We start from the raw sequence: 23,195 nt of genomic DNA, 5'->3' as shown, positions 1-23,195 counted from the left end.
CCGGCATGGACAAGGCCGCGACGCTCACCTGGCTGCGCCGGATCTCCGGTGACATCGCCTCCGTGACGATCAAGCGCCTGGAGGACACCCTCCCGTGGTACGCCGACATGCCACCAGCCCGCCGCTCTGCGGTCGGGCTGGTGGCGCAGGCGGGCATCACGTCGTTCATCCAGTGGTACGAGGATCCCACCTCCACGCCGTGGATCGCCGCCGACATCTTCGCCGCGGCTCCCCGTGAGCTGCTGCGGAGTGTCAGCCTCCAGCAGACGCTCCAGCTCATCCGCGTGACGGTCGAGGTCACCGAGGAGCGCGTCGCGGGGCGAGGAGACGATCTCCGCGAGGCGATCCTGCTCTATTCGCGCGATGTGGCCTTCGCCGCAGCCGATGTGTACGCGCGAGCCGCCGAGGCGCGCGGGCTCTGGGACGCCCGCCTCGAAGCCCTCGTCGTCGACTCGATCCTCACCGGAGAGGCCGACGAGGAACTCCCGAGCAGGATCGCGGCCCTCGGATGGCACGGTCATGGCGAGGTCGCCGTACTGGTCGGCACGACGCCCCCGCAGTTCGACGTCGATCTCGTCCGCCGAACAGCCAGGAAGCTCGCTGTCGACGTCCTCATCGGCGTGCAGGGGTCCCGGCTCGTCCTCGTGCTCGGACGCGCGCGCGCCGAGGGCCAGGAGGGCGATGACGACGAACTCGGGTTCCAGGAGATCGCCACGCGCCTCGAGCCGTCGTTCGGACCGGGATATGTCGTGCTCGGACCGGCCGTGGCCGCGCTCGTGGATGCGAGCCAGAGCGCTCGTGCCGCGCTCGCGGGGTTCGCTGTCGCCAGAGCGTGGCGTGGCGCTCCCCGTCCGGTCGAGGCCGACGACCTTCTGCCCGAACGAGCCCTCGCCGGCGACCCGCTGGCGAAGCAGACTCTGATCGAACGCATCTACCGCCCCCTTCAGGCGCACTCCACCGATCTGGTCACCACCCTGTGGAGCTACCTCGACAACGGCCGTTCCCTCGAGGCGACGGCGCGGGAGCTCTTCGTGCACCCCAACACCGTGCGCTACCGGCTCAAGCGCGTGAGCGAGGTCATCGGCTGGGACGCCACCGGCCCTCGCGAAGCGCTCATCCTGCAGACGGCGTTGATCCTCGGCTCGATCGGCGCCGCGGATCAGGGACGGCGACGCGCGCCGCTCCGGCGCCCACAGCGCTGAGCGCGTGTCTGTACGCCACACACAAGGGTTTTTCCGAATCTTGTGATGGATCATCCACCGCTCCGCCGCAAACGTTGGCAGACTGGGTGGGTGATTGTCGTCGTATGCCCAGGTCAGGGCTCGCAGACCCCCGGATTCCTCGCCCCTTGGCTCGAGCTCGACGGGGTGGCCGAACGCCTCGCCGCGTTCTCAGACGCCGCGGGAGTCGATCTTCGCGAACACGGCACGGTGTCCGACGCCGACACGATCCGGTACACGCGCATCGCGCAGCCCCTCATCGTGGCCGCGTCGCTGATCGCCGGTGATGCCCTCACGCAGCGGGCTGGTCGACGCGCCGACGGCATCGCCGGACACTCGGTCGGCGAGATCGCCGCTCTCGTCGGGAGCAACGTGATCGATGCCGACACCGGCATGCGTCTGGTGGGTATCCGCGGTCGCGCGATGGCCGACGCGGCTGCGCAGGAGCAGACCGGCATGAGCGCGGTTCTCGGCGGCGACGAGGAGACCCTCCTCGCCCGCCTCGCCGAACTCGGTCTCTCCCCCGCCAACTACAACGGCGGCGGCCAGATCGTGGTCGCCGGTGCGCTCCCTGCCCTGGCGGCGCTCGCGGAGGAGCCGGTGAAGGGTACGCGCGTCGTCCCTCTGCAGGTCGCCGGCGCGTTCCACACCCGCTACATGGCTGCAGCAGTCTCCGCCCTCCGCGAAGCGGTCACGGACGTCGACCCTCAGGTTCCCGACATCACGCTGTGGACGAATCGTGACGGCTCCGCTGTCACCGACGGCGCGCAGGCGCTCGACTACCTCGTCGACCAGGTCTCCTCCCCCGTGCGCTGGGACCTGTGCATGCAGTCCTTCGCCGATGCCGGAGTCACCGGCGTGATCGAACTCGCCCCGGCCGGCGCCCTGGTCGGACTCGCGAAGCGCGGTCTCCGCGGCGTACCGACCGTCGCCGTGAAGACCCCCGAAGACCTCGACGCAGCCGTCGCGCTGCTGAACGGAGCAGCCGCATGAGCGTCACCCTCGCCCAGGCCACAGGCCCCGCCTTTACGCGCATCTATTCGTACGGCGCTGCCCGCGGTGAGAACGCGGTGCCGAACGAAGACCTGATCGGTCCGATCGACTCCAGCGACGAGTGGATCCGCCAGCGCACCGGTATCGTCACCCGCGCTCGGGCCGACAAGGGCACAGACGCGATCGACCTCGCGACCGCGGCAGCGGCAGAGGCGATCGAGAAGTCCGGCGTCGCCGCCGACCAGGTCGACCTGGTGATCGTCGCGACGATCAGCAACCCGAAGCAGACGCCGTCGGTCTCGGCCATCGTCGCGGACCGAGTCGGGGCGAACCCGGCAGCGGCGTACGACATCAACGCGGCATGCGCGGGATACGCCTACGCCATCGCACAGGCAGACGCACTGATCAAGGCCGGCGCCGCACGGTACGCCCTCGTGATCGGCACCGAGAAGCTGTCCGACGTGGTCGACCCGACCGATCGCAGCATCTCGTTCCTCCTCGGTGATGGCGCGGGGGCCGCGCTGCTCGGTCCGAGCGACACGCCGGGCATCGCGCCCGCGGTCTGGGGCTCCGACGGGTCGAAGGCCGACGCCGTCGGCATGAACGGTACTCTCACCGACTTCCGCGACGGCGTGGCGCCCTGGCCCACCCTCCGCCAGGAGGGCCAGACGGTCTTCCGTTGGGCGGTGTGGGAGATGGCGAAGGTCGCACGCGAGGCGCTCGACAAGGCGGGCGTGGAACCGTCCGACATCGCCGCTTTCATCCCGCACCAGGCCAACATGCGCATCATCGACGAATTCGCCAAGCAGCTGAAGCTGCCGGAGACCACGGTGATCGCCCGTGATATCGAGACCACGGGCAACACCTCGGCCGCATCGATCCCCCTGGCGAGCCACCGGCTGATGGCCGAGCACCCCGAACTCTCCGGCGGACTCGCCCTGCAGATCGGATTCGGCGCAGGACTCGTGTTCGCCGCACAGGTCGTCGTCCTTCCCTGAGAATGCGCTGACCTTCCCTAGACTGTTCCACGGTTCCGAAAACAACCCGCAAGAAAGAGGAAGACCACATGGCTTTCACCAACGATGAGGTCCTCGCCGGCCTCGCAGAGCTGATCACCGACGAGACCGGCATCAACGCCTCCGAGGTCGCGCTGGAGAAGTCGTTCACCGACGACCTCGACATCGACTCGATCTCGATGATGACGATCGTCGTCAACGCCGAGGAGAAGTTCGGCGTCACCATCCCCGACGACGAGGTCAAGAACCTGAAGACCGTCGGCGACGCCGTCAACTTCATCGTCGCGGGTCAGGAGTAATCCCGGCAGGATGCCACCCCTGCACTCGCGGGGTGTGGCATCCTCCGCCCTGCCCTCCCACTCGTTCGACCTCGTTTCGACAAGGAACCACACCCCATGACCAAGCGCATCGTCGTCACCGGCATCGGCGCCACCTCCGCCATCGGCGGTACGGCCCCGGAGAACTGGACGAACCTGCTGGCCGGAATGTCCGGCACCCGCACGCTCGAACACGACTGGGTTCAGCAGTACGAGCTGCCCGTCACGTTCGCCGCCGAGGCGATCGTCCGCCCGGAAGAGGTTCTCCCCCGCCATGAGGCCAAGCGCCTCGACCCCTCGTCGCAGTTCGCGTTGATCGCGGCGCGCGAGGCCTGGGCGGACGCCGGTTCCCCCGAAGTCGCCCCCGAACGGCTCGGCGTCGACTTCGCCACCGGGATCGGCGGCCTCTGGACGCTGCTCGACGCCTGGGACACGCTTCGCGAGAAGGGCCCCCGCCGGGTCATGCCGCTCACGGTGCCGATGCTGATGCCGAACGCGGCCGCAGGCAACCTCTCGCTCCAGTTCGAGGCCCGCGCCTATGCGCAGACCGTCGTCAGCGCGTGCGCTTCCAGCACCGAGTCCATCATCCACGCGTACCACCACCTCCAGGACGGCCTGGCCGACGTCGTCATCGCCGGTGGCACCGAGTCCGCGATCCACCCGATCACGATGGCATCCTTCGCGTCGGCGCAGGCGCTCTCCCGACGCAACGACGACCCTGCCCACGCGTCCCGCCCCGGGGCGATCGACCGTGACGGCTTCGTCATGGGCGAGGGAGCCGCCGCGCTCATCCTCGAGACCGAGGAGCACGCCACGGCCCGCGGTGCCAAGATCTACGGCTACGTGCTCGGCGGCGGAGTCACGGCCGATGCGTACCACATCACCGGCAACGACCCAGAGGGCAAGGGCGCTGCGCGGGCCGTCACCCAGGCGCTCGAGGAAGCCGGCATCACCGCCGACCAGATCACGCACATCAACGCGCACGCGACGTCCACGCCCGTCGGCGACCCGAACGAGTACGTCGCGCTCAAGAAGGTGTTCGGCGACCGGATCGACGAGATCCCGGTCTCCGCGACGAAGGCGTCGACCGGGCATCTGCTCGGCGGCACCGGCGCGCTCGAGGCGATCTTCTCGCTCCTCGCCCTGCGGGATCGCGTCGCACCGCCGACGATCAACATGACCGAGCCCGACCCGGCTGTGCCGTTCCGGCTGTCCGTCGAGGCGACGCCGCTCGGGGACGGGCCGCAGATCGCGATCAGCAACTCTTTCGGATTCGGCGGACACAACGCCGTCCTCGTGGTCGCCGGCACCGACTGACGTCCGCAGAGGCGAAGAGAGCCCCTCGGGAAATCCGAGGGGCTCTCTTCGTGGTCGAGTACGCGGCGTTCTGCCGCTGAACGTCAGGTGCGGGGTGCCGAGGCCAGGTGGCGAGAGCGCGACTCTCGCATCCGCGTGATGCGTGGGAGGAACCACCCGATCAGCGGTCCGACGCCGAACGCGAAGAGCACCGTGCCGACGCCGACGGGTCCGCCCAGCAGGAATCCGACGAGCAGCACGCCGCCCTCGATCAGGGTGCGAACGAGCCACACCGCCCAGCCGGTGCGCCGCACCAGCCCGGTCATGAGACCGTCACGTGGGCCGGGGCCGAAGTCCGCGGCGATGTACAGGCCTGTCGCGAAGGCGAGCAGCAGCATGCCGAACACGAACATGGGAGCGCCGATCCAGACCGAGTCGGGCGCGGGGATGACCGCGAGAGCGAGATCGGCGCTGGGACCCACCAGGAGCGCGTTCAGCACCGTACCGAGGCCTACTCGCTGCCGCAGCGGGATCCAGAGCAGCAACACGGCGATCGAGATCAGCACCGTCATGTTGCCGTAGCCGACACCCGTCTGCCCCGCGAGACCGAGCGCCAGCACGTCCCACGGCGACACGCCGATGCCGCCGCGCACCATGAAGCCGAGCGCGACCCCGTAGAGGAACAGTCCGACCACCAGCTGCACGAGGCGCTCGAGGAGGTCCCGCCGTGATGCGGCGGTGACAGGAAGGAGAACAGCACGGAGGAGCATGCTTCCACTCTGACGTCTTCGTGCACCGCATCAGGGAGACCACTCTCGGCAAAGTGGCCTGCGTTATTCAGGCCACTTTGCGCCATGCTGGAACCATGGGATCACGACTCGTGGAACAGCTCGGAGCGTCCAACGTCGCCGGCGCTGCCGCGGCGACCCTGGCCGATGGCATCCGGGCGCTGATCCTGGACGGACGGCTCACCGTCGGCGAGCGTCTCCCCAGCGAACGAGCGCTCGCGCTCGAACTGCGGCGCTCGCGCTCGACGATCACGCGCGCCTACGGGCTGCTGGAGGCCGACGGCTATGTCTCGCGCCTGCATGGGGGCAGCACCCGCGTGACGCTCCCGCACGGCCACGCCGCGCCAGGATCCGACACCGTCGACGATGCCATCGACCTGTCGATCGCATCGATGGACTCGACGCCGGGACTCTACGATGCGACGGTCCGCTCACTTCCGCGTCTCGCCGCACTGCGCGGAACGAGCGGATACTCGCTGCAGGGGCTCCCCGAGCTCCGCGACGCGGTGGCGCAGCGCTTCGCCGAACGCGGCGCGCCGACCTCCGCCGAGGAGATCATCATCACCTCGGGGGCACTCAACGCTGTGAACCTCATCCTGACGGCGATCGGGCGACGGGGCGAGCGGGCACTCGTCGAGCAGCCGACGTTCCCCCACGCTCTGGAAGCCCTGCACCGTCACGGGTACCGGCTCGTGCCGACTCCCGTCGACGTGGACGGCTGGGACACACGGCACCTGAACGAGACGCTCCTGAGCTCTCGTCCCCACGTCGCCTACCTGATCCCCGACTTCCACAACCCGACGGGCGCGACGCTCCCCGATGAAGAGCGCCCGCGCATCGTGACGACGGCCCGCAACGTCGGTACGCATCTCATCGTCGATGAGACGACGACCGAGCTCGACATCGACCGGGGATGGTCGCCCGTCCCGATGGGCGCGAACGGCCCCAACGTCATCACCGTCGGATCGATGTCGAAGATCGCCTGGGGTGGCATGCGCATCGGTTGGATCCGCGCTGAGCGCTCGATCATCGCCCGTCTGCTGGCCGTGCGGCCGTCGTTCGAACTCGGGACAGCCCTGTTGGAACAGTGCATCGCGGTAGAGCTGCTGAGCGACATGCCGGCGCTCACGACCCACGTGCGCCGTCGACTCCACGAAGGCCGCGCTGCGGTCGAAGCCGGTGTCGCCCGTATCCCCGGCTTCTCGATGCCATCCACTCCCGGTGGGCTCTCCGCCTGGATCGACATCGGCACCCCGCTGTCGACGTCCCTGTCTCTCGCCGCCCGCGAGCGACGACTGATACTTCCGCCCGGCCCCCGCTTCACGACCGGCGGGGTGCTCGAACGGCGTCTGCGGATTCCCATCACCCTCCCGCCGGAGCGGGCGACGGATGCCATGCAGCGATTGGCGCTGGCCTGGGACGACGTCCGAGGAGGCGCGTCGTCCCGTCCCGGCCGACTGGAGCACGCCGCCGTCATCTGACGGCGGCCGCTGTGACGACGAGGACCCCGCCTCGGTTCACGGGGCGGGGTCCTCGTCGTGCGGAGCGGGGATACGTCTTCTCAGCGTCCGGGATGATTCACCGGCATCCGATACTCACGCCTCCCCCGCTCCCGGTCTGCGGCGCCGGGTTAACCGACCTTGTGGAGCCAGACGACCCGCGCGTCATCGCTGGCGTGACGGAACGGTTCGAGTTCCTCGTCCCAGGCGGAGCCGAGCGCGATGTCGAGTTCGCGCTGGAGCTCGACCGCACTGCCGGCGGCGATCTCCATCGCATAGCGGATGCGGTCCTCGCCGATGACGATGTTGCCCGCCGCGTCGGTCTGCGCGTAGTGGATCCCGAGATCGGGAGTGTGCAGCCAGCGCCCTCCGTCGCTTCGGGGCGTCGGGTCTTCGGTCACCTCGAAACGGAGGTGTTCCCATCCGCGGATCGATGTCGCGAGGGCAGCGCCGGTACCGACCGGACCGTCCCAGTAGAACTCGGCGCGGCGGGCCCCCTCGAGGACCGGCTGCTCCGTCCAGTCGAAGTTCACTGCACGCCCGATAGCGCGACCCACCGCCCATTCGAGGTGCGGGCAGAGCGCGCGAGGCGCAGAGTGGATGAACACCACTCCGCGTGCGTAAGCCGTCGCCATGATCTCTCCGTTTCATCAGGTGCGTCTTCCCCAACGACCTGAACCACGAAGTGGCGAGAATATACGGTTGTGCGCCCATTCTCGCCGAGTTCGCCGGAAATCACAAGCGTGTCATTCATGACGAAGGCCCCGGTCGCGGGGACCGGGGCCTTCGTGTGCTTCGACGAGCTCGGCGATGAGCGGGTCTGGGCTCAACGAGAGAGGATCAGGCCTCGCTCATGGCCTGCTTGACCTGCTGGCCCTTCGCGGCGTAGTAGGCCGCGCGAGCGGCATCCTTGCGCGCCTGCTCGGCGTAGCCGAACTCCAGCGTCTCCTGGTCGACCTCGTAGTTGGGCACGTCGTCGGTGCCGTGGTACTTCTCGATGTATGCGTCGAGCTCGGGACCCGAGGTCCACGACGTGATGAGGCAGTAGCGCGGCTCGGTACCGTTGTGCGTGGCAGCGTGCCACAGGCGCTGCGTGTCGACGATGAGCTGCGCGCCCGCCGGAAGGGCGATGCGGTACTCGATGCTCGGGTCGGTGCGGTTCTCGCGCAGGACGAAGTAGCTGTCCTTGTCGTCGGTCAGGTTGAAGAACCCGCGGACCACCCAGCCGGTGCCGTCGGGGTTCAGACGGTTGTTGTCGTCCTGGTGCAGGTTGTAGAGGCAGTCGCCGTAGGGCGTCGGCTGCAGTTCGATCACGCGGCAGCGACCGACGTTGGCGCCCGGCTCCTGCGCGCGGCGCGTCAGGTTCGGGGCCTTCTCGGTCTGCGAGTCGATCCAGACGCCGTCCTTGTCGGTGCGCGGCGGCTTGTGGTTCCAGAAGCCGTTGCACTCGATGTCACCGAAGGCACTGGCGAGCGGGGCGAAGCGGGTGTCGCCCGACGACTTCCAGTCGTTGTACTCGATGTCGAGCCACTCCTTGGGGTCGAGCTCCTGGTTGTAGCTGTCGAGGACGACGAATCCCTTTTCCTCGAGCGCAGCAGACTTGATGTAACCCATGATCGAGTCATGTTCCTTTCATCGGGGGCCAGCACGTTTTAACAGGCCCTGATAAGGCAAGCCTAACAGCGAAGCCTGCGCGCCCTCCGGAGGTCGGCCGTGCATAACCGAATAGACTGATCGGGGCGCCCGGCGAGGCCTCGGCACCCGTCGCTACGGGAGGACGAGACACCAGCATGAGCACCGCGACCAACGTCGAGGCGACAGCAGTCAACACGATCGAGTGGCTCGCGGCGGGAACCACCACCATCGTGGTCCCGGTCTATCAGCGCCAGTACCGCTGGGACATCGGCGGTTGTGAGCGGCTCCTCTCCGACATCCGCGCCGTCGCCAGGGAAGACCAGGCGCACCGACACTTCATCGGTTCGATCCTCTCCGCGGAGGACGGCACATCCACCGACGCGGCTCTGATCCTCATCGACGGGCAGCAGCGCATCACCACGCTCATGCTGCTCGTCGCCGCATTGCACCACGCGGTCCGCGACTCCGACCCCCTGCTTGGCGCCGAGCTCGAACGCGTCCTGGTGCGCTCCGATGCGCCGACCCGCACCAAACTGCGCCCCCACGACGCGTGGGCCGACCTGTATGAGTCCGTCGTGCTCGACCGTCGTCACGACGCGGACCGGGAATCCCGCTTCGACGACAACTACGCCTTCTTCCGCAGCCAGATCCACGCCGATGAGGTCCCGCTCATCTGGGAGGGCCTGCAGAAGCTCGAGCACGTGTCCATCACGCTGGGGGCACAGGCGAACGCGCAGCAGATCTTCGAGAGCCTGAACTCCACGGGCGAGCCGCTGCGCGATCACGAGCTCATCCACAATTACATCCTGATGGGGCTCAGCCACGCGGAGCAGGTCGACGTCGAGAGCCGGTTCTGGGCTCCCATCGAACAGCATACGGGCGAAGCCATCGGCGCGTTCTGGCGGCACTACCTCGTGCTCGTGACCGGCCGGGAGGTCGCGGCGAACGGCGAACACGGCGTGTACAGCGCCTTCCGTCAGTCGTTCCCCCGGGTCGACATCGCCCACCTGCAGGCTGATGCGGCCGAGTGGCGTCACTACGCGGAGATCTACGGGGTCCTCCTCGACCCGTCCCGCGAGCAGGACCCAGAGATCGCGCAGCAGCTGCGCCACGTGGCTACTTTCGGCCGGTCTTCTGCCCCGCTCGTGATGAGTGCGTACAGCGACCATGTCCGCGGCGTCATCGACAGGGCGGAACTCATCGAGACCCTGGAGTGGCTGCAGACGCTGTACCTGCGTCGAGCGCTGGTCAACCTTCCGGCCGAGCGCCTGATCGCCCGTCTGTGCCGCGCGCGCGGCGACGGACGTGATTCCCTGGCGCGCGCCTTCGCCCGCATCACCCCCTCGGACGAGCGCGTGAGTGCCGTGCTGAAGTACAGCGAACTCCCCCACCCCGCCTATGTCCTGGGGCGTCTGGAAGGCGTGGAGAACCTCGACGCTTTCGACGTGGAGCACATCGTGCCGATGGTTCCCGGCGACGCGTGGTCGGGCGATGGCGAACGCCCCTGGAGCGCGTACTCCGAGGACGAGCAGAACAGCCACCGCGCGCTGGCCCCGACCCTGGGCAACCTGACGCTCCTGGAACAGCCGCTCGCGGAGCGCGTGTTCGGCGCGGCCTTCCCGGTCAAGCGGGCCGAGGCCTATGCCCGCAGCGCCGTGCCTGCAACGCGCGACCTCGGAGAGGTCACGGCCTGGGGCACCGCGGCGATCACGCAGCGCACCGTCGCTCTGACGTCCGAGCTGATCCGCATCTGGGCCCGACCTGCGCTGCCCGAGATCGACGACGACGGTCTGACGCCGATCCTGGACGCCGTCCGCCGGCGCGGGTGGCCGACCGGATGGGAGCGAGAGTTCGACTACGTCGAGTACCGCGGTGAGCGCTGGGAGGTTCCCGACGTCAAGTACCTGTTCAACCGGGTCTTCCGACGGGCCTGGACCGACACCCGTGACGCGGCGCTCGCCTACTGCGCCGCCCACGGCGGACCGATCTACCAGGACAAGGCGTGGAAGGGGCAGTGGGATGAACTCGACGAGGGCCACTTCCTCTACATGGGCTGGGACTCCAACTACATGATGACCGCCGTGCAGGGCGTGCTCGAGGAGTCGGGCATCGCCTCGGAGGTCTTCGTCAAGTACTCGTACATCGGGAATGTGATGTGACCATGAGCACAGTCGTCCGCACACTGCTGGATCTCACCGTCGAAGAGCACACGCTCACCGTCCCGCTCGTCTGGGACGACCCCGCCGACTCCCGCACCATCGACGTCTTCGCGCGCGTGGTCTCGCGTGAAGGCGGTGAGGCCCTCCCCTACCTCGTGTTCCTGCAGGGAGGTCCGGGACATGAGGCTCCACGCCCTTTCCACTCCTCCCCTTCACCGGCCTGGCTCGACGAGGCACTCGCCCATTACCGCCTGGTGCTCCTCGACCAGCGCGGCACGGGGCGATCGACCCCGGTCGGCGATGACGATCTCTCCCGCGGCGCTGAGGCCGTGGCCGAGCACCTCACCCATCTGCGCGCCGATGCGATCGTGCGCGACTGCGAGGCGATGCGCGAGCACCTGGGAGCCCGCACCTGGAGCGTGCTGGGACAGTCCTTCGGCGGCTTCACGACCCTCGCCTACCTCTCGACCGACGCCGCTTCGCTCGAGGACGTCTTCATCACCGGCGGTCTCAGCGCCGTGGGCCGCCACCCCGATGACGTGTACGCCCTCTGCTACGACAAGATGCGCGCCGCGTCCGAGCGCTACTACCGCCGCTTCCCGGAGCACCGAGACGCGATGCGACGCCTGATCGACCTGGCCGACGCCGGCGACATCGTGCTTCCCGACGGCGAGGTCGTCTCGCGCTCGCGGCTTTGTTCGGTGGGTTCCGCACTCGGCACGGACGACGGTTGGCAGACCCTCTGGTCCCTGCTCGAGCGCGACCCCTCCTCGAACGCCTTCCGGTACGACCTCATGCACGCGATGCCGTTCGACGGCAGGAACCCGCTGTACTTCGCCTTCCACGAGTCGAGCTACGCCGACGGTCACGCCACCCGGTGGTCGGCCGAGCGCACCGAACCCACGGACTTCCGCGATGACCCGACCCTGTTCACGGGCGAGCACATCCGCCGGGAGTGGACGGAGACCGTTCCGGCGTTCCGCCCCTGGCGAGAGGTCACGCTCGCCCTCGCGGAGTTCGAGTGGCCGCGCATCTACCGCGCCGAAGCCATCTCCGCGTCAGGTGCCACCGGCGCGGCGGCCGTCTACGTCAACGACGTGTACGTGCCGTACGAGTTCTCGATCGAGACGGCGAAGCTCATTCCCGGGGTCCAGCTCTGGCAGACCAGCGAGCACGAGCACAACGGCCTCCGCTCGGGACCGGTGCTTTCGCGCCTCATCGACCTCGCGCAGGGGCGTCGCATCCGCTGACGTGTCCCCCTCGGGGAGGATGCCGCGGCCTGCCGGGCTGCCTATCCTGTTGTCATGAAGGACGTGATGGCGTGGGCGACGGTGATCGGCGTGCTCGCCATGGGGCCCGCCCTGCTGATCGTGGGTCTCACGCACACCTTCTCGCGCAAGCCGGTGGAGAAGAAGTACGAGCACGTAGCGAACGGCGGCCTGGTGGGCGTCTTCGACAGCGTCTGGTCGCCCACAGCGCATGAAGCGAGCCAGGAACGAGACCGTCAGACCCAGCGGACGGCGCCGGCTCCTTCGCCCGGCGATCCGCCGAGCCGCATCGACGCCGGTCGCATCGTCATCGACATCTGAGAACGTCGCCGACGCAGTCTGCCATGCAGAAGGCCCCACGCTCCGCGGAGCATGGGGCCTTCTTCATGGCAGTCGTTACTTGGACGAGCCGCCGAAGCCCTTGAAGCGCTGGTTGAACTTCTCGACGCGGCCGGCCGAGTCCATGATGCGCTGCTTGCCCGTGTAGAACGGGTGCGAAGCCGAGGAGATCTCGACGTCGATGACGGGGTACTCCACGCCGTCGAGCTCGATGGTCTTGTCGCTCGAGACGGTCGAACGGGTGAGGAACGTCTCGCCCGAACCGAGGTCGCGGAACACGACAGCCTTGTACTCGGGGTGAATGTCAGTCTTCATGGGATTCCTTAGTTGCTGCCCTGGATTGTGCCAGGGACGAGGGAAGTCTGCGGTGCAGAGAGCACCAAGGATCGATTCTATCAGATGCTCGTCAGGACGCAGCCCTGGCGGCGTAGCGGCCGTCATCGCTGCTGAGGACGATCGACATGCCGAACGTCTCGGTGAGAGCCTCCGCCGTGAGCGTCTCGGCGATCGGCCCTGCCGCGACCACGGCGCCGTCGCGGATCAGCATCACATGCGTGAAGCCGACGGGGATCTCCTCCACATGGTGGGTCACCATCAGCATCGCCGGAGTGGTCGGAGACGAGGCGTAGCCACTGAGAAGCGCGAGGAGCTCCTCCCGGGAGCCGAGGTCGAGCGAGGCGGTCGGCTCATCGAGAAGCAGCAGCTCGGGGTCGGTCATGACCGCACGTGCGATCTGGACCCTCTTCTGCTCGCCGTCGCTGAGCGTGCCGAACGTGCGGTCGGCGAGGTGGTCGAGACGCCAGTCCCCGAGAACGCGGAGCGCACGACGCTCATCGATGTCCTCGTAGTCCTCGTTCCAGCGACCGAGAACGGAGTACGCGGCGGTGAGCACGGTGTTGAGGACCGTCTCGTCGCGGGGCACGCGCTTCGCCATCGCCGAGGACGCGAACCCGATGCGCGGCCGGACCTCGAACACATCGGTGCGGCCGAGGGTCTCCCCCAGCACGGTCACCGTTCCCGAGGTCGGATGCATCAGCGTGTCGGCCAGCTGCAGCAGCGTCGTCTTGCCCGCTCCGTTCGGGCCGAGGATCACCCATCGCTGGTCATCGTCGACCTCCCACGTCACGTGATCGATGATGTTGCGCCCCTCACGGCGCACGACGACGTCGGTGAATTCCAGAGCGCTCGGCATGCTCCCAGCCTATCGGCTCAGGCGGTCAGCTCCGCGTAGAGCGCGCGCGTCGTCTCGGCGATCGCCGCCCAGCTGAACTCGTCCCGTGCTCGCACGCGCCCGGCCTCGCCGTAGGCGCGTGCGCGTTCCGGGTCCATGGCCACCTCGGTGAGGACTGCGGCCAGGTCAGCGACGTAGCGCTCCGGATCGACCGGCGTTCCTGTGCCGTCCTGGACCTGCTCGATGGGGACGAGCCGGCCGGTGACGCCGTCCGCCACGACCTCGGGGATGCCACCGGTGGCGGTGCCGACGACGGCCGCGCCGCACGCCATCGCCTCGAGATTCACGATCCCGAGAGGCTCGTAGACCGACGGACACACGAAGGTGGTCGCGGCCGTGAGGATCGCCGACAGCTCGTCGCGCGGGAGCATGCGCTCGATCCAGATGACGCCGTCCCGGCTCTGCTGGAGTGTCCGCACGCCTTCTTGAACCTCCGCCATGATCTCCGGCGTGTCGGGAGCGCCTGCGCACAGAACGAGCTGCACTTCCGGAGGCAGCAGCCGCGCCGCCTGCAGCAGATACGGAAGGCCCTTCTGCCTCGTGATGCGCCCGACGAACACGACCGACGGCCTCGCGGGGTCGAGTCCGACCGACTGCAGGAAAGCCGTGTCGTGCACCGGCCGCCACCGTTCGACGTCGATGCCGTTGTGGATCACGCGCACCTTCGCCGGGTCGACCTGCGGGTAGCTGCGCAGGATGTCGGCGCGCATCCCTGCGCTCACGGCGATGACGGCTGCGGCGTTCTCGTAGGCGAGTTTCTCGATGCCGCTCGAGATCGCGTAGCCGCCGCCGAGCTGTTCGGCTTTCCAGGGGCGGAGGGGTTCCAAGCTGTGCGCGGTGAGCACATGCGGTATCCCGTGCAGCTGAGAGGCCAGATGTCCCGCGAAGTTCGCGTACCAGGTGTGACTGTGCACGATGTCGGCATCGGCGACGGCGGCGGCGATCTCGAGATCCGTGCCCAGCGTCTGCAGCGCGGGGTTGGCGGCGGCGAGCTCCGACGGCGCCCGATAGGCGAAGGTGTCCGGCTCGTCCCGGTGCGCCCCGAACGCACGGACCCGCACCTCGACGTGTTCGCGAAGCGCGGCGACGAGTTCCGCCACGTGCACGCCGGCACCGCCGTACACCTCGGGCGGGTACTCCTTCGTGATCATCTCGACTCGCATGTCTGAACGCTAGTACAGCGGCCGGGAACGCATCTATGGTGGAGCCATGTCCGCTCCAAAGAAGGTCTTCGGGATCATCCTCGCCGGTGGCGAGGGCAAGCGACTCATGCCGCTCACCGCGGATCGCGCGAAACCCGCAGTGCCCTTCGGCGGACAGTACCGGTTGATCGACTTCGCGATCTCGAACCTCATCAACTCGGGGCTCCGACAGATCGTGGTGCTGACGCAGTACAAGTCCCACAGCCTCGACCGGCACATCTCACAGACCTGGCGCATGTCGGCGCTCCTGGACTCCTACGTGACCTCGGTCCCGGCTCAGCAGCGACTCGGCAAGCGGTGGTTCTCCGGCTCCGCCGACGCGATCCTGCAGAGCATGAACCTGATCAACGATGAGAAGCCCGACATCGTGGTGGTGATCGGCGCCGATCACGTGTACCGGATGGACTTCCGGCAGATGCTCGAAGCCCACATCGCGTCCGGGGCGAAGGCGACCGTCGCCGGCATCCGCCAGCCGCTCGCCCTGGCGTCGCAGTTCGGCGTGATCGACGCGGATGCGGAGTCCGGCCGGATCAAGCAGTTCCTCGAGAAGCCGACCGACATCGCCGGCCTCGAGGACTCTCCCCACGAGGTCCTCGCCTCGATGGGGAACTACATCTTCGATGCCGATGCACTCATCGCCGCGGTCGAGGCCGATGGCGAGTCCCCCACCTCCGGCCATGACATGGGCGGCGACATCGTGCCGTACTTCGTCGATCGCGGCGAGGCCGGGTACTACGACATGAAGCAGAACGAGGTGCCGGGATCCTCACCACGAGACCGCTCCTACTGGCGAGACGTCGGAACCATCGATTCGTTCTTCGACGCACACCGTGACCTGATCTCGACGCTGCCCGTGTTCAACCTCTACAACATGGAGTGGCCGATCCATTCGCAGGCGGTCAATTCGCCGCCGGCGAAGTTCGTCCGCGACTCGGTCGGCCGCATCGGAAACGCGATCGACTCCATCGTGTCGCTCGGGTCCGTGCTCTCAGGAACCCACCTGGAACGGAGCGTCGTCGGCCCGTGGACCCTCGCCGGTGGCGGGTCGACCATCACCGACTCGGTCGTGTTCGATCACGTGCAGGTCGGCCAGGGAGCACGCGTCCACCGTGCGATCCTCGACAAGAACGTGGTCCTCGAGGACGGAGCCACCGTGGGTGTGGACCGCGAGCGAGATCTCGCGCGCGGCTTCACGGTCACGGAGTCCGGAATCACCGTAGTCGGCAAGGGCGTCTTCATCGAACGCTGACGGCGTCACGCGGCACATCGCATGCGCGCGCGCTCGATAGGCTCGAATACGTGACCGCCGCGCGTTTCCTCGTCGTCCTCGATGCCGATTCCACCCTCATCCGCAACGAGGTGATCGAGTTGCTCGCCGACGAGGCAGGACGACGTGCGGAGGTGCAGGCCGCCACGGAGGCGGCGATGCGGGGTGAGGTCGACTTCGCCGCGAGCCTGCGTTCCCGCGTCGCCGCGTTGGAGGGCGTCCCCGTCTCGGCGTTTGAGCGCGTCAGGGCGCGGATCGAGCCGACGGCAGGCGTACGTGAGCTCACGGCAGCCGTCCACGAACGCGGTGGCGTCGTCGGCGTCGTCTCCGGCGGCTTCCATGAGATCCTCGACGACGTCGCCCCCGGACTCGGCGTCGACCGATGGCGCGCGAACCGCCTCGAAGTCGCGTCGGGCTCCCTGTCCGGGCACGTCGACGGAGAGATCGTCGACGGCGCCGCGAAAGCCTCATCCCTGCAGGAGTGGGCGGCAGAGCTCGGTATCGATCCTCGGGCCACGATCGCGATCGGCGACGGGGCGAACGACCTGCAGATGATGGCAGTCGCCGGACTCGGACTCGCCTTCAACGCCAAGCCCGCCGTGCGGGAGGCCGCCAGCCTGGTGATCGGCCCGCTGGACCTGTCCGAAGTCATCGCACTGCTGCCGTAGCACCAGCCCGTGGCGAATGTCCGCGCCCGTCGCTAGCGTCGGCACATGGACATCATCCTCATTCCCGGACTCTGGCTCGATGCGTCCAGCTGGAGCGCCGTGACGCCGATTCTGGAACGGGCGGGTCATCGCGTGCACCCGCTCACCATGCCGGGCCTCGGCGCGCCGGCGTCCGAGTCCGCCGAGATCGACATCGACGACTGGGTCGCGGCGGCCGTCACCGCCGTCGACGCCATCCCCGGCGACGAGGTCGTCGTGGTCGGACACAGCGGTGGCGGCAACGTCGCCTGGGGTGTCGCCGATGCACGCCCCGACCGTGTGCGCCGCGTCGTCTTCGTCGACACCGTTCCGCCGCCTCCCGGAAACGGCATCAGCGAGTTCGAGTCGACCGACGGAGTCGTCCCTTTTCCGGGGTGGGACTTCTTCCCGGAAGAAGACGTCAGCGACCTCGATGCCGCGACGCGCACCCGGACGCAGCCGCTCACGCGCAGTGTTCCCGCCCGAGTCCCGACGGACGGCATCACTCTCGAGAATCCGGCCAGATACGGGGTACCGGTGACGCTGCTGATGGGCGGTCTCGACCAGCCGACGTTCGAGGGCATGATCGATCAGTGGGGGCCGTTCGCAGAGGAGTATCGTGCGATCGAGGACACGGAGGTCGTCCGCATCGGCTCGGGTCACTGGCCGCAGTTCTCTGTCCCCGAGCGATTGGGAGAGCTGCTCGCCGCGGCGATCACACGCTGAGGCCCGAGGGCTGGGTCAGTGCCCCATCCCGAGGCCGCCGTCGACCGGGATGACAGCGCCCGAGATGTATCCGGCGTCGTCGCCCGCGAGCCACGTGACGACACCCGCCACCTCGTCCGGGGTCGCGAAGCGCGCTGCGGGGATGTTCGCCTTGTACTGCTTCTGCGTCTCCTCGGGCAGTTCGGCGGTCATGTCGGTCTCGATGAATCCGGGAGCCACGACGTTCGCGGTGATCCCGCGTGAGCCGAGTTCCCGGGTGATCGATCGTGCGAACCCGACCAGCGCGCTCTTCGACGCGGAGTAGTTGACCTGGCCTGCCGACCCGTACAGACCGACGACGCTCGAGATCAGGATGATGCGGCCGAAGCGCGCGCGGAGCATCCCCTTCGACGCACGCTTGACGACGCGGAACGTCCCGCCGAGATTGGTGGCTACCACGCTGTCGAAATCGTCTTCGCTCATGCGGAGAAGCAGCGTGTCCTTGGTGATGCCGGCGTTGGCGACGACGATCTCGACCGGTCCGAGCTGCTGCTCCACTTCGGTGAACGCGGCGTCGAGTGCCGCCGCGTCCGTCACATCGGCGCGCACCGTGAGCGTTCCCTCGGGGCCCTCCCCACTGCGGGCGGTGACGGCCACCCGATAGCCGTCACGCACGAAGCGCTCCGCGATCGCGCGACCGATCCCGCGATTTCCGCCGGTGACGAGGACGACGCGCTCAGCGCTCATGGACACACTCCTGACAGGGGCCGATGGCACGGGGATCCGAGCCACGTCCGATCCTACCGACGATGCCCGCAGCGCCTATCGCCGACCGTTTGACAGACGCTGCGACGACTGGAACCCTGAACGAGACGAAAGGCTGCACCGTGAGCGAGAATCAGGCACCCTCCCCCCGCGACGAGGCATCGTTCACCCCACCCCCGCCGCCACCTCCTGTCGAGCCGACGGCAACGCCCGCCCTTCCGGCGTATCCGGTCGAGCCCGCGCCGCAGCCGATCCAGAGCTACCCGGGCGCCGCGCCCACTTATCCGGCGGCCACACCGCCCTCCCCCGGTGCCGGCCCATCCGCCTATGGCGCCCAGCCCGCCGCAGCGCCGCAGCCCGGTTACGCGCCGCCTCCCGCACAGCCCGCCTACGCTGTCGCTCCGATGCAACCGGGACCTCAGCAGCCTGGATACGCGCCCTATGGCGCACAGGGTTACCCCGCAGTCGCGCAACGCCCCACGAGCGGATTGGCGATCACCTCCCTCGTGTGCGGCATCGCCGGCGTCGCGCTGTTCTGGGCGATCATCCCGCTGCTGGCCTCGATCGCGGCCGTCATCACCGGCCACATGGCCCTCGGACAGACCAAGCGCGATCCGTCGATCGGCGGCCGCGGACTGGCCATCACCGGCCTCATCCTCGGTTACGCGGTGGTCGGCATCGGAGCGTTCGTGCTCATCAGCACCATCATCAGCTTCCTGTTCCTCGGCGCGTTCACACTTCCTTTCGTCTTCTCGAGCTGAGCCGGAGGCACACCGGCATGCCGGCGAGCCCGCACCGGCGTAGGCTTGAGTCATCGTGAAGAACACGCGTGAAGTCCCGGCTGTCACCTCACTGCCGCAGTCCCCGCGGGATGAGGCCGACCATCGCGTGCGCCGCTATGCCCTGACGATGACGATCCGCATCGTGTGCTTCGGCCTCATGGTGCTCGTGCAGCCGTACGGGTGGTACACCTGGGTCTTCGGGATCTCCGCGGCCGTGCTTCCGTACATCGCCGTGGTCTTCGCGAATGCCGGCAGCGACAGCACCGAGACGACGGCCGAGTCCCCCGTTCGCGAGCTCGATGCCCCGGCACCGGCCCCGATCGAGAGCGAAGCCCCCGCCCCGCACGTGTTCACGATCCATGAAGGCCCGAAGGACCGATGACAGACCTCGAATGCGCGCGCGCCGGGTGCCGGAGCGCCGCCACCAGCCACGTCGTATGGCGTAACCCCCGTATCCATGCCGCCGACCGTGAGAAGATCTGGCCGGCGTGCGACGAGCATGTGGGGTTCCTGCGCGACTACCTCGCCGCCCGTGACTTCCCGGTGACGGTGCGCGACGGGGTTCCCGGATGAGTCGACGACTGACCCGGTGGGCCGTCTACGTACTCATCGCCATCGGATTCGCCATCGCGTGCGTCTTCCTCTCGAACTGGCAGTTCGAACGCAACGAGGACCGCGCGGCGCAGATCGAGCTCGTGGAGCAGAACTACGACGCCCAGGCGGTGCCGCTCGCCGACCTGATCGGCCAGGACGGTGAACTCGATCCGTCGGACGAATGGCACCCCGTGACCCTGCGGGGCGAATACCTCGCCGAGCAGCAGCTCCTGGTGCGGAATCGCCCGCACGGCGGAACGAGTGCGTTCGAGGTGCTGGTGCCCTTCCGCGATGTGGACGGCCGCGTGTTCATCGTCGACCGCGGCTGGGTGCCGCCCGGTGAAGGCGATGCGCCCGACGCCGTACCCGCACCGCCGGAGGGAGAGGTCGTGGTCACCGCACGTCTGCGACCGGGCGAGCAGCTGCCGGCGTCCGGGCGGGGTGCACCCGACGGCCAGGTGCCGACCATCAACCTGCCGTCGATCGCTGAACAGGTCGACGGCGACGTCATCACCGGCGCTTACGGACGCCTCATGAGCGAGGACCCTGCGGGGAGCGTCGCACTGGGGGGCTTCGACTCACCCACCGACGATCCCGGCCCTCACCTGTCGTACGCGATCCAGTGGATCCTGTTCGCCCTGATGGGCTTCATCTTCATCGGGTACATCATCCGCACCGAGATCGTGAAGCACCGCGAAGAGGTCGAGGGAATCCCCGCCCCGGTCAAGAAGTCGAAACGCAAAGACCACGATGCCGACGTGGAGGACGAGCTGCTCGACGTGCGGTGAGCACGCAAGAGCGTTCACCACGTTCGCCCGACGATCGCGCCCCGGCGAACGCCCACCCCGTGGATCGGCGTCCTTGAGGATAAGGATGCGCGAATCCGGCATCCCCTCCCCGTCCACGGTCGCCATCCATGGGAGCGCAGCTGACTCCCCGGTTCAGTCGGTCTCGACGGAACCGACGCCCGCACGGAGCGGAGTCAACAGGCCGACCAGCTCGCCCAGCGCCTGAATGCGCGGGGTGTCGCCGGACCAGGCCTGATGACCGCCGTCGAAGTGGACGAAGGCGGTGCCGAGATCGTGGGCGATCTCCCTGTCGTGGTTGGTGTCGCCGATCACGAGGACCTCGTCCGCCGTCAACCCCGACGCGGCAAGCCACGCGCGGATGACCTCGTGCTTCGAGGCGCGATACGGGTCGTCGATGGACAGCACCTGCTCGAACACGGCGTCGAGATCGTGTGGCTCCATCTGCAGGGCGAGAGCCTGGGGAAGGGTCGCCGAGGCGAGAACCTGGCGGATACCGTACGCCTGGAGTGCGCCGAGCGTCGCACTCGCCTCGGCATGCAGTCGCGCCTCGCCGACGCGCGCCGCGAGCAATTCCAGGTACGACGTCGCGGCGGGCACGAACAGGTCGTCGCCGAGTCCGACCGCGCCGTAGAAATCACGGATCGGGAACCGGAAGACCGACCGGTACGCGTGCTCGTCGGCCAGCGCCGGGAGCGCGTGCTCCTCGAGCACGGAGTTCATCACCTGCCGGCAGATCTCCGTGTCGTCGAGCAGCGTGCCGTTCCAGTCCCAGCACACGGCACGGATGCGATCCAGGTCCATCCCGTCACGCTACAAGCCGCAACCGACATTCGTGCTGTCCGATGGCTCGGCGAGCCCGCACGCCTCACGGTCGCAACCTCGGTGCGAGCCCGAAGACCGGTCACGCAGTGCACGGTCGGCGTCGTACGTCGCGCGCTCACGCGAGTTCGATGAGGTCCTGGTACTCCTGGCTCCAGATGTCTTCGACGCCGTCGGGCAGGATCAGCACGCGCTCGGGGTTGAGCGACTGCACGGCGCCAGGGTCGTGCGACACGAGCACGACCGCACCCTCGTAGTGTGCGAGCGCACCGAGGATCTCTTCGCGCGAGGCGGGGTCGAGGTTGTTCGTCGGCTCATCGAGCAGCAGCAGATTCGCCGAGGAGACCACGAGCGTCGCGAGCGAGAGTCGGGTCTTCTCGCCGCCCGACAGCACGCCCGCGGGCTTGAGGACGTCGTCTCCCGTGAAGAGGAACGAACCCAGCACCTTGCGCGCCTCGGTCTCGGTGATGTGGGGTGCGGCCGAGACCATGTTCTCGAGCACCGAGCGATTCACGTCGAGGTTCTCGTGCTCCTGGGCGTAGTAGCCGACCTTGAGACCGTGCCCCGGCTCCAGCTGTCCGGTGTCCGGCTGGTCGACGCCCGCGAGCATGCGCAGCAGCGTGGTCTTGCCCGCACCGTTGAGTCCGAGCACGACCACCTTGGAACCGCGATCGATCGCGAGGTCGACGTCGGTGAAGATCTCGAGCGAGCCGTACGACTTCGACAGTCCGCTCGCCATCATCGGCGTCTTGCCGCAGGGCGCCGGCTTCGGGAAGCGCAGCTTCGCCACCCTGTCTTCCTGGCGGACCTCGTCGAGCCCCGCGAGCAGCTTCTCGGCGCGCGCGATCATCTGATGCGCAGCCGCAGCCTTCGAAGCCTTCGCCCCGAATCGCGCGGCCTGCAGCTGCAGGGTCGTCGCCTTCTTCTCGGCGTTGGCGCGCTCCTTCTTGCGGCGCTCCTCGTCGGCCACCCGCTGGCGCAGGTAGTTCTTCCAGTTCATGTTGTACGTGTCGATGACCTGCCGGTTCGCATCGAGGTAGAAGACACGGTTCACGGTCTCGCCCACGAGCTCGACATCGTGGCTGATCACGATCAGCCCGCCCTTGTAGCCCTTGAGGAACTCGCGCAGCCACACGACGCTGTCGGCGTCGAGGTGGTTGGTCGGTTCGTCGAGGATCATCGTCTGCGCGTCGGAGAAGAGGATACGTGCGAGCTCGATACGACGCCGCTGGCCACCGGACAGGGTCGAGAGCGGCTGGTCGAGGATGCGGTCGGGCAGAGAGAGGTTGTTGGCGATCGACGCCGCCTCCGCCTCGGCCGCGTACCCGCCCTGCGCTTCGAACTGCTCGGTGAGGCGGGCGTAGCGCTTCATCGCTTTGTCGGCGACGGCGGGGTCGTCCGACCCCATCGCCAGTGCCGCCTCGGTCATCCCCAGATTGAGCTGGCCGAGGCCACGGGCGTCCAGGATGCGCGTGCGCGCCAGGTCCTCCGGGTTGCCCGACCGCGGGTCCTGCGGCAGATAGCCGAGCTCGCCCGATCGGCTCACACTGCCACCCGAGGGCAGGACGTCACCGGCCAGCACTTTGGTGAGTGTGGTCTTGCCGGCCCCGTTACGGCCGACGAGTCCGATCTTGTCTCCGTCGGCGACACGGAACGAGACGTTCTCCATCAGCAGGCGCGCGCCAACGCGGATCTCGAGGTCGTGCACGGCAAGCACAGCGGACGTCCGTTCTTCCAGGGAGGTGTGGTCGGCCGATCGGCCAGCCTCCCAGTATAAGCGGCGCGGCAGGGAGCGGCGGTCAGGA

At 68.2% G+C, this 23,195-nt stretch carries 25 protein-coding genes; 16 read left to right on the top strand and 9 right to left on the bottom strand.

Annotated elements, in window-relative coordinates; genetic code table 11:
* The first annotated feature begins 5 nt into the window (after positions 1-5).
* The 5 genes from AB0E56_RS10305 to AB0E56_RS10285 all read left to right on the top strand — a co-directional run bounded on the left by AB0E56_RS10305 (position 6) and on the right by AB0E56_RS10285 (position 4,863).
* Positions 6-1,202, top strand: coding sequence for a helix-turn-helix domain-containing protein (locus tag AB0E56_RS10305; RefSeq protein WP_359798676.1), 1,197 nt, complete (start codon positions 6-8; stop codon positions 1,200-1,202).
* A 90-nt stretch (positions 1,203-1,292) separates the two neighbouring features.
* The gene (locus AB0E56_RS10300) at positions 1,293-2,213 is read left to right on the top strand and encodes an ACP S-malonyltransferase (protein ID WP_359798675.1); all 921 of its coding nucleotides are present in this window, start codon (positions 1,293-1,295) and stop codon (positions 2,211-2,213) included.
* The gene (locus AB0E56_RS10295) at positions 2,210-3,211 is read left to right on the top strand and encodes a beta-ketoacyl-ACP synthase III (RefSeq protein ID WP_359798673.1); all 1,002 of its coding nucleotides are present in this window, start codon (positions 2,210-2,212) and stop codon (positions 3,209-3,211) included. The genes AB0E56_RS10300 and AB0E56_RS10295 overlap by 4 nt, the downstream gene beginning before the upstream one ends.
* A 68-nt stretch (positions 3,212-3,279) precedes the next feature.
* On the top strand, positions 3,280-3,528 hold the full coding sequence (locus AB0E56_RS10290) for an acyl carrier protein (RefSeq protein ID WP_017202249.1): 249 nt from the start codon (positions 3,280-3,282) through the stop codon (positions 3,526-3,528).
* Positions 3,529-3,624: 96 nt separating this feature from the next.
* A complete protein-coding gene (locus AB0E56_RS10285; protein ID WP_359798670.1) occupies positions 3,625-4,863 on the top strand; it encodes a beta-ketoacyl-[acyl-carrier-protein] synthase family protein in 1,239 nt (412 codons plus the stop codon).
* 83 nt (positions 4,864-4,946) lie between these two features.
* Here AB0E56_RS10285 and AB0E56_RS10280 read toward each other — a convergent pair whose 3' ends face one another.
* Positions 4,947-5,612, bottom strand: coding sequence for a hypothetical protein (locus AB0E56_RS10280; RefSeq protein ID WP_359798668.1), 666 nt, complete (start codon positions 5,610-5,612; stop codon positions 4,947-4,949).
* Positions 5,613-5,707: 95 nt separating this feature from the next.
* Between AB0E56_RS10280 and AB0E56_RS10275 the strand changes: the two genes are divergently transcribed.
* Positions 5,708-7,111, top strand: a complete 1,404-nt coding sequence (locus tag AB0E56_RS10275; protein ID WP_359798667.1) for a PLP-dependent aminotransferase family protein — start codon at positions 5,708-5,710, stop codon at positions 7,109-7,111.
* Positions 7,112-7,260: 149 nt separating this feature from the next.
* Here the strand turns inward: AB0E56_RS10275 and AB0E56_RS10270 are convergent, their stop codons facing one another.
* Positions 7,261-7,764: a DUF3145 domain-containing protein gene (locus AB0E56_RS10270; RefSeq protein ID WP_183150148.1), complete on the bottom strand. Its 504-nt coding sequence runs from the start codon at positions 7,762-7,764 to the stop codon at positions 7,261-7,263.
* A 205-nt stretch (positions 7,765-7,969) separates the two neighbouring features.
* Positions 7,970-8,743: a hypothetical protein gene (locus AB0E56_RS10265; RefSeq protein WP_021200730.1), complete on the bottom strand. Its 774-nt coding sequence runs from the start codon at positions 8,741-8,743 to the stop codon at positions 7,970-7,972.
* Between the two features lie 176 nt (positions 8,744-8,919).
* On the opposite strand from AB0E56_RS10265, the gene AB0E56_RS10260 reads away from it, so the two are divergent.
* From AB0E56_RS10260 to AB0E56_RS10250, 3 genes are read left to right on the top strand one after another with little or no spacing between them, the layout of a single operon-like run.
* The gene (locus AB0E56_RS10260; protein WP_359798664.1) at positions 8,920-10,923 is read left to right on the top strand and encodes a DUF262 domain-containing protein; all 2,004 of its coding nucleotides are present in this window, start codon (positions 8,920-8,922) and stop codon (positions 10,921-10,923) included.
* A complete protein-coding gene (locus AB0E56_RS10255; RefSeq protein WP_359798663.1) occupies positions 10,920-12,173 on the top strand; it encodes an alpha/beta fold hydrolase in 1,254 nt (417 codons plus the stop codon). The genes AB0E56_RS10260 and AB0E56_RS10255 overlap by 4 nt, the downstream gene beginning before the upstream one ends.
* A gap of 54 nt (positions 12,174-12,227) precedes the next feature.
* On the top strand, positions 12,228-12,512 hold the full coding sequence (locus AB0E56_RS10250) for a hypothetical protein (protein ID WP_359798661.1): 285 nt from the start codon (positions 12,228-12,230) through the stop codon (positions 12,510-12,512).
* Positions 12,513-12,587: 75 nt separating this feature from the next.
* On the opposite strand, the gene AB0E56_RS10245 is transcribed toward AB0E56_RS10250, so the two are convergent.
* The 3 genes from AB0E56_RS10245 to glgA all read right to left on the bottom strand — a co-directional run bounded on the left by AB0E56_RS10245 (position 12,588) and on the right by glgA (position 14,924).
* Complete coding sequence (locus AB0E56_RS10245) at positions 12,588-12,845, bottom strand: type B 50S ribosomal protein L31 (RefSeq protein WP_021200734.1); 258 nt, start codon at positions 12,843-12,845, stop codon at positions 12,588-12,590.
* A 91-nt stretch (positions 12,846-12,936) separates the two neighbouring features.
* A complete protein-coding gene (locus AB0E56_RS10240; RefSeq protein WP_359798659.1) occupies positions 12,937-13,722 on the bottom strand; it encodes an ABC transporter ATP-binding protein in 786 nt (261 codons plus the stop codon).
* A 17-nt stretch (positions 13,723-13,739) separates the two neighbouring features.
* Positions 13,740-14,924 carry a glycogen synthase gene (glgA, locus tag AB0E56_RS10235; RefSeq protein ID WP_359798658.1) on the bottom strand — a complete coding sequence of 395 codons (1,185 nt, stop codon included), beginning with the start codon at positions 14,922-14,924 and terminating at the stop codon, positions 13,740-13,742.
* 46 nt (positions 14,925-14,970) lie between these two features.
* On the opposite strand from glgA, the gene AB0E56_RS10230 reads away from it, so the two are divergent.
* From AB0E56_RS10230 to AB0E56_RS10220, 3 genes are read left to right on the top strand one after another with little or no spacing between them, the layout of a single operon-like run.
* A complete protein-coding gene (locus AB0E56_RS10230; RefSeq protein ID WP_359798657.1) occupies positions 14,971-16,212 on the top strand; it encodes a glucose-1-phosphate adenylyltransferase in 1,242 nt (413 codons plus the stop codon).
* Between the two features lie 50 nt (positions 16,213-16,262).
* Positions 16,263-16,898: a phosphoserine phosphatase SerB gene (gene serB, locus AB0E56_RS10225; RefSeq protein WP_359798655.1), complete on the top strand. Its 636-nt coding sequence runs from the start codon at positions 16,263-16,265 to the stop codon at positions 16,896-16,898.
* Positions 16,899-16,943: 45 nt separating this feature from the next.
* Entirely contained in the window at positions 16,944-17,642 is a 699-nt protein-coding gene (locus AB0E56_RS10220; protein ID WP_359798653.1) for an alpha/beta hydrolase, read from the top strand.
* Between the two features lie 15 nt (positions 17,643-17,657).
* On the opposite strand, the gene AB0E56_RS10215 is transcribed toward AB0E56_RS10220, so the two are convergent.
* On the bottom strand, positions 17,658-18,368 hold the full coding sequence (locus AB0E56_RS10215; RefSeq protein WP_359798652.1) for a beta-ketoacyl-ACP reductase: 711 nt from the start codon (positions 18,366-18,368) through the stop codon (positions 17,658-17,660).
* 140 nt (positions 18,369-18,508) lie between these two features.
* On the opposite strand from AB0E56_RS10215, the gene AB0E56_RS10210 reads away from it, so the two are divergent.
* From AB0E56_RS10210 to AB0E56_RS10195, 4 genes are read left to right on the top strand one after another with little or no spacing between them, the layout of a single operon-like run.
* Positions 18,509-19,147: a DUF4190 domain-containing protein gene (locus AB0E56_RS10210; protein WP_359798650.1), complete on the top strand. Its 639-nt coding sequence runs from the start codon at positions 18,509-18,511 to the stop codon at positions 19,145-19,147.
* A gap of 55 nt (positions 19,148-19,202) precedes the next feature.
* Positions 19,203-19,550, top strand: a complete 348-nt coding sequence (locus AB0E56_RS10205; RefSeq protein ID WP_359798648.1) for a DUF3099 domain-containing protein — start codon at positions 19,203-19,205, stop codon at positions 19,548-19,550.
* The gene (locus AB0E56_RS10200; protein ID WP_359798646.1) at positions 19,547-19,741 is read left to right on the top strand and encodes a hypothetical protein; all 195 of its coding nucleotides are present in this window, start codon (positions 19,547-19,549) and stop codon (positions 19,739-19,741) included. Before AB0E56_RS10205 ends, AB0E56_RS10200 begins: the two co-directional genes overlap by 4 nt.
* Positions 19,738-20,550, top strand: a complete 813-nt coding sequence (locus AB0E56_RS10195) for an SURF1 family protein (protein WP_359798645.1) — start codon at positions 19,738-19,740, stop codon at positions 20,548-20,550. The genes AB0E56_RS10200 and AB0E56_RS10195 overlap by 4 nt, the downstream gene beginning before the upstream one ends.
* Positions 20,551-20,703: 153 nt before the next feature.
* Here the strand turns inward: AB0E56_RS10195 and AB0E56_RS10190 are convergent, their stop codons facing one another.
* Both AB0E56_RS10190 and abc-f read right to left on the bottom strand, forming a co-directional pair.
* The gene (locus AB0E56_RS10190) at positions 20,704-21,372 is read right to left on the bottom strand and encodes an HAD family hydrolase (protein WP_359798643.1); all 669 of its coding nucleotides are present in this window, start codon (positions 21,370-21,372) and stop codon (positions 20,704-20,706) included.
* A gap of 136 nt (positions 21,373-21,508) precedes the next feature.
* On the bottom strand, positions 21,509-23,107 hold the full coding sequence (gene abc-f, locus AB0E56_RS10185; RefSeq protein WP_359798642.1) for a ribosomal protection-like ABC-F family protein: 1,599 nt from the start codon (positions 23,105-23,107) through the stop codon (positions 21,509-21,511).
* Positions 23,108-23,195 lie beyond the last annotated feature (88 nt).

It is taken from the genome of Microbacterium sp. NPDC028030, assembly GCF_040637855.1.
Classification (GTDB): domain Bacteria; phylum Actinomycetota; class Actinomycetes; order Actinomycetales; family Microbacteriaceae; genus Microbacterium.
Note: the sequence above shows the minus strand (reverse complement) of the source record. Positions and strands in the feature narration are given on the sequence as shown.

Excerpts from the sequence above, each read along its gene's own strand:
- AB0E56_RS10245 (WP_021200734.1), bottom strand. The coding sequence starts at position 12,845 with ATGAAGACTGACATTCACCCCGAGTACAAGGCTGTCGTGTTCCGCGAC.
- AB0E56_RS10250 (WP_359798661.1), top strand. The coding sequence starts at position 12,228 with ATGAAGGACGTGATGGCGTGGGCGACGGTGATCGGCGTGCTCGCCATG.
- AB0E56_RS10290 (WP_017202249.1), top strand. The coding sequence starts at position 3,280 with ATGGCTTTCACCAACGATGAGGTCCTCGCCGGCCTCGCAGAGCTGATC.
- AB0E56_RS10195 (WP_359798645.1), top strand. The coding sequence starts at position 19,738 with ATGAGTCGACGACTGACCCGGTGGGCCGTCTACGTACTCATCGCCATC.
- AB0E56_RS10285 (WP_359798670.1), top strand. The coding sequence starts at position 3,625 with ATGACCAAGCGCATCGTCGTCACCGGCATCGGCGCCACCTCCGCCATC.
- AB0E56_RS10215 (WP_359798652.1), bottom strand. The coding sequence starts at position 18,368 with ATGAGCGCTGAGCGCGTCGTCCTCGTCACCGGCGGAAATCGCGGGATC.
- AB0E56_RS10280 (WP_359798668.1), bottom strand. The coding sequence starts at position 5,612 with ATGCTCCTCCGTGCTGTTCTCCTTCCTGTCACCGCCGCATCACGGCGG.
- AB0E56_RS10275 (WP_359798667.1), top strand. The coding sequence starts at position 5,708 with ATGGGATCACGACTCGTGGAACAGCTCGGAGCGTCCAACGTCGCCGGC.
- glgA (WP_359798658.1), bottom strand. The coding sequence starts at position 14,924 with ATGCGAGTCGAGATGATCACGAAGGAGTACCCGCCCGAGGTGTACGGC.
- AB0E56_RS10200 (WP_359798646.1), top strand. The coding sequence starts at position 19,547 with ATGACAGACCTCGAATGCGCGCGCGCCGGGTGCCGGAGCGCCGCCACC.
- AB0E56_RS10270 (WP_183150148.1), bottom strand. The coding sequence starts at position 7,764 with ATGGCGACGGCTTACGCACGCGGAGTGGTGTTCATCCACTCTGCGCCT.
- AB0E56_RS10260 (WP_359798664.1), top strand. The coding sequence starts at position 8,920 with ATGAGCACCGCGACCAACGTCGAGGCGACAGCAGTCAACACGATCGAG.
- AB0E56_RS10265 (WP_021200730.1), bottom strand. The coding sequence starts at position 8,743 with ATGGGTTACATCAAGTCTGCTGCGCTCGAGGAAAAGGGATTCGTCGTC.
- AB0E56_RS10190 (WP_359798643.1), bottom strand. The coding sequence starts at position 21,372 with ATGGACCTGGATCGCATCCGTGCCGTGTGCTGGGACTGGAACGGCACG.
- AB0E56_RS10295 (WP_359798673.1), top strand. The coding sequence starts at position 2,210 with ATGAGCGTCACCCTCGCCCAGGCCACAGGCCCCGCCTTTACGCGCATC.
- AB0E56_RS10230 (WP_359798657.1), top strand. The coding sequence starts at position 14,971 with ATGTCCGCTCCAAAGAAGGTCTTCGGGATCATCCTCGCCGGTGGCGAG.
- AB0E56_RS10305 (WP_359798676.1), top strand. The coding sequence starts at position 6 with ATGGACAAGGCCGCGACGCTCACCTGGCTGCGCCGGATCTCCGGTGAC.
- AB0E56_RS10220 (WP_359798653.1), top strand. The coding sequence starts at position 16,944 with ATGGACATCATCCTCATTCCCGGACTCTGGCTCGATGCGTCCAGCTGG.
- AB0E56_RS10240 (WP_359798659.1), bottom strand. The coding sequence starts at position 13,722 with ATGCCGAGCGCTCTGGAATTCACCGACGTCGTCGTGCGCCGTGAGGGG.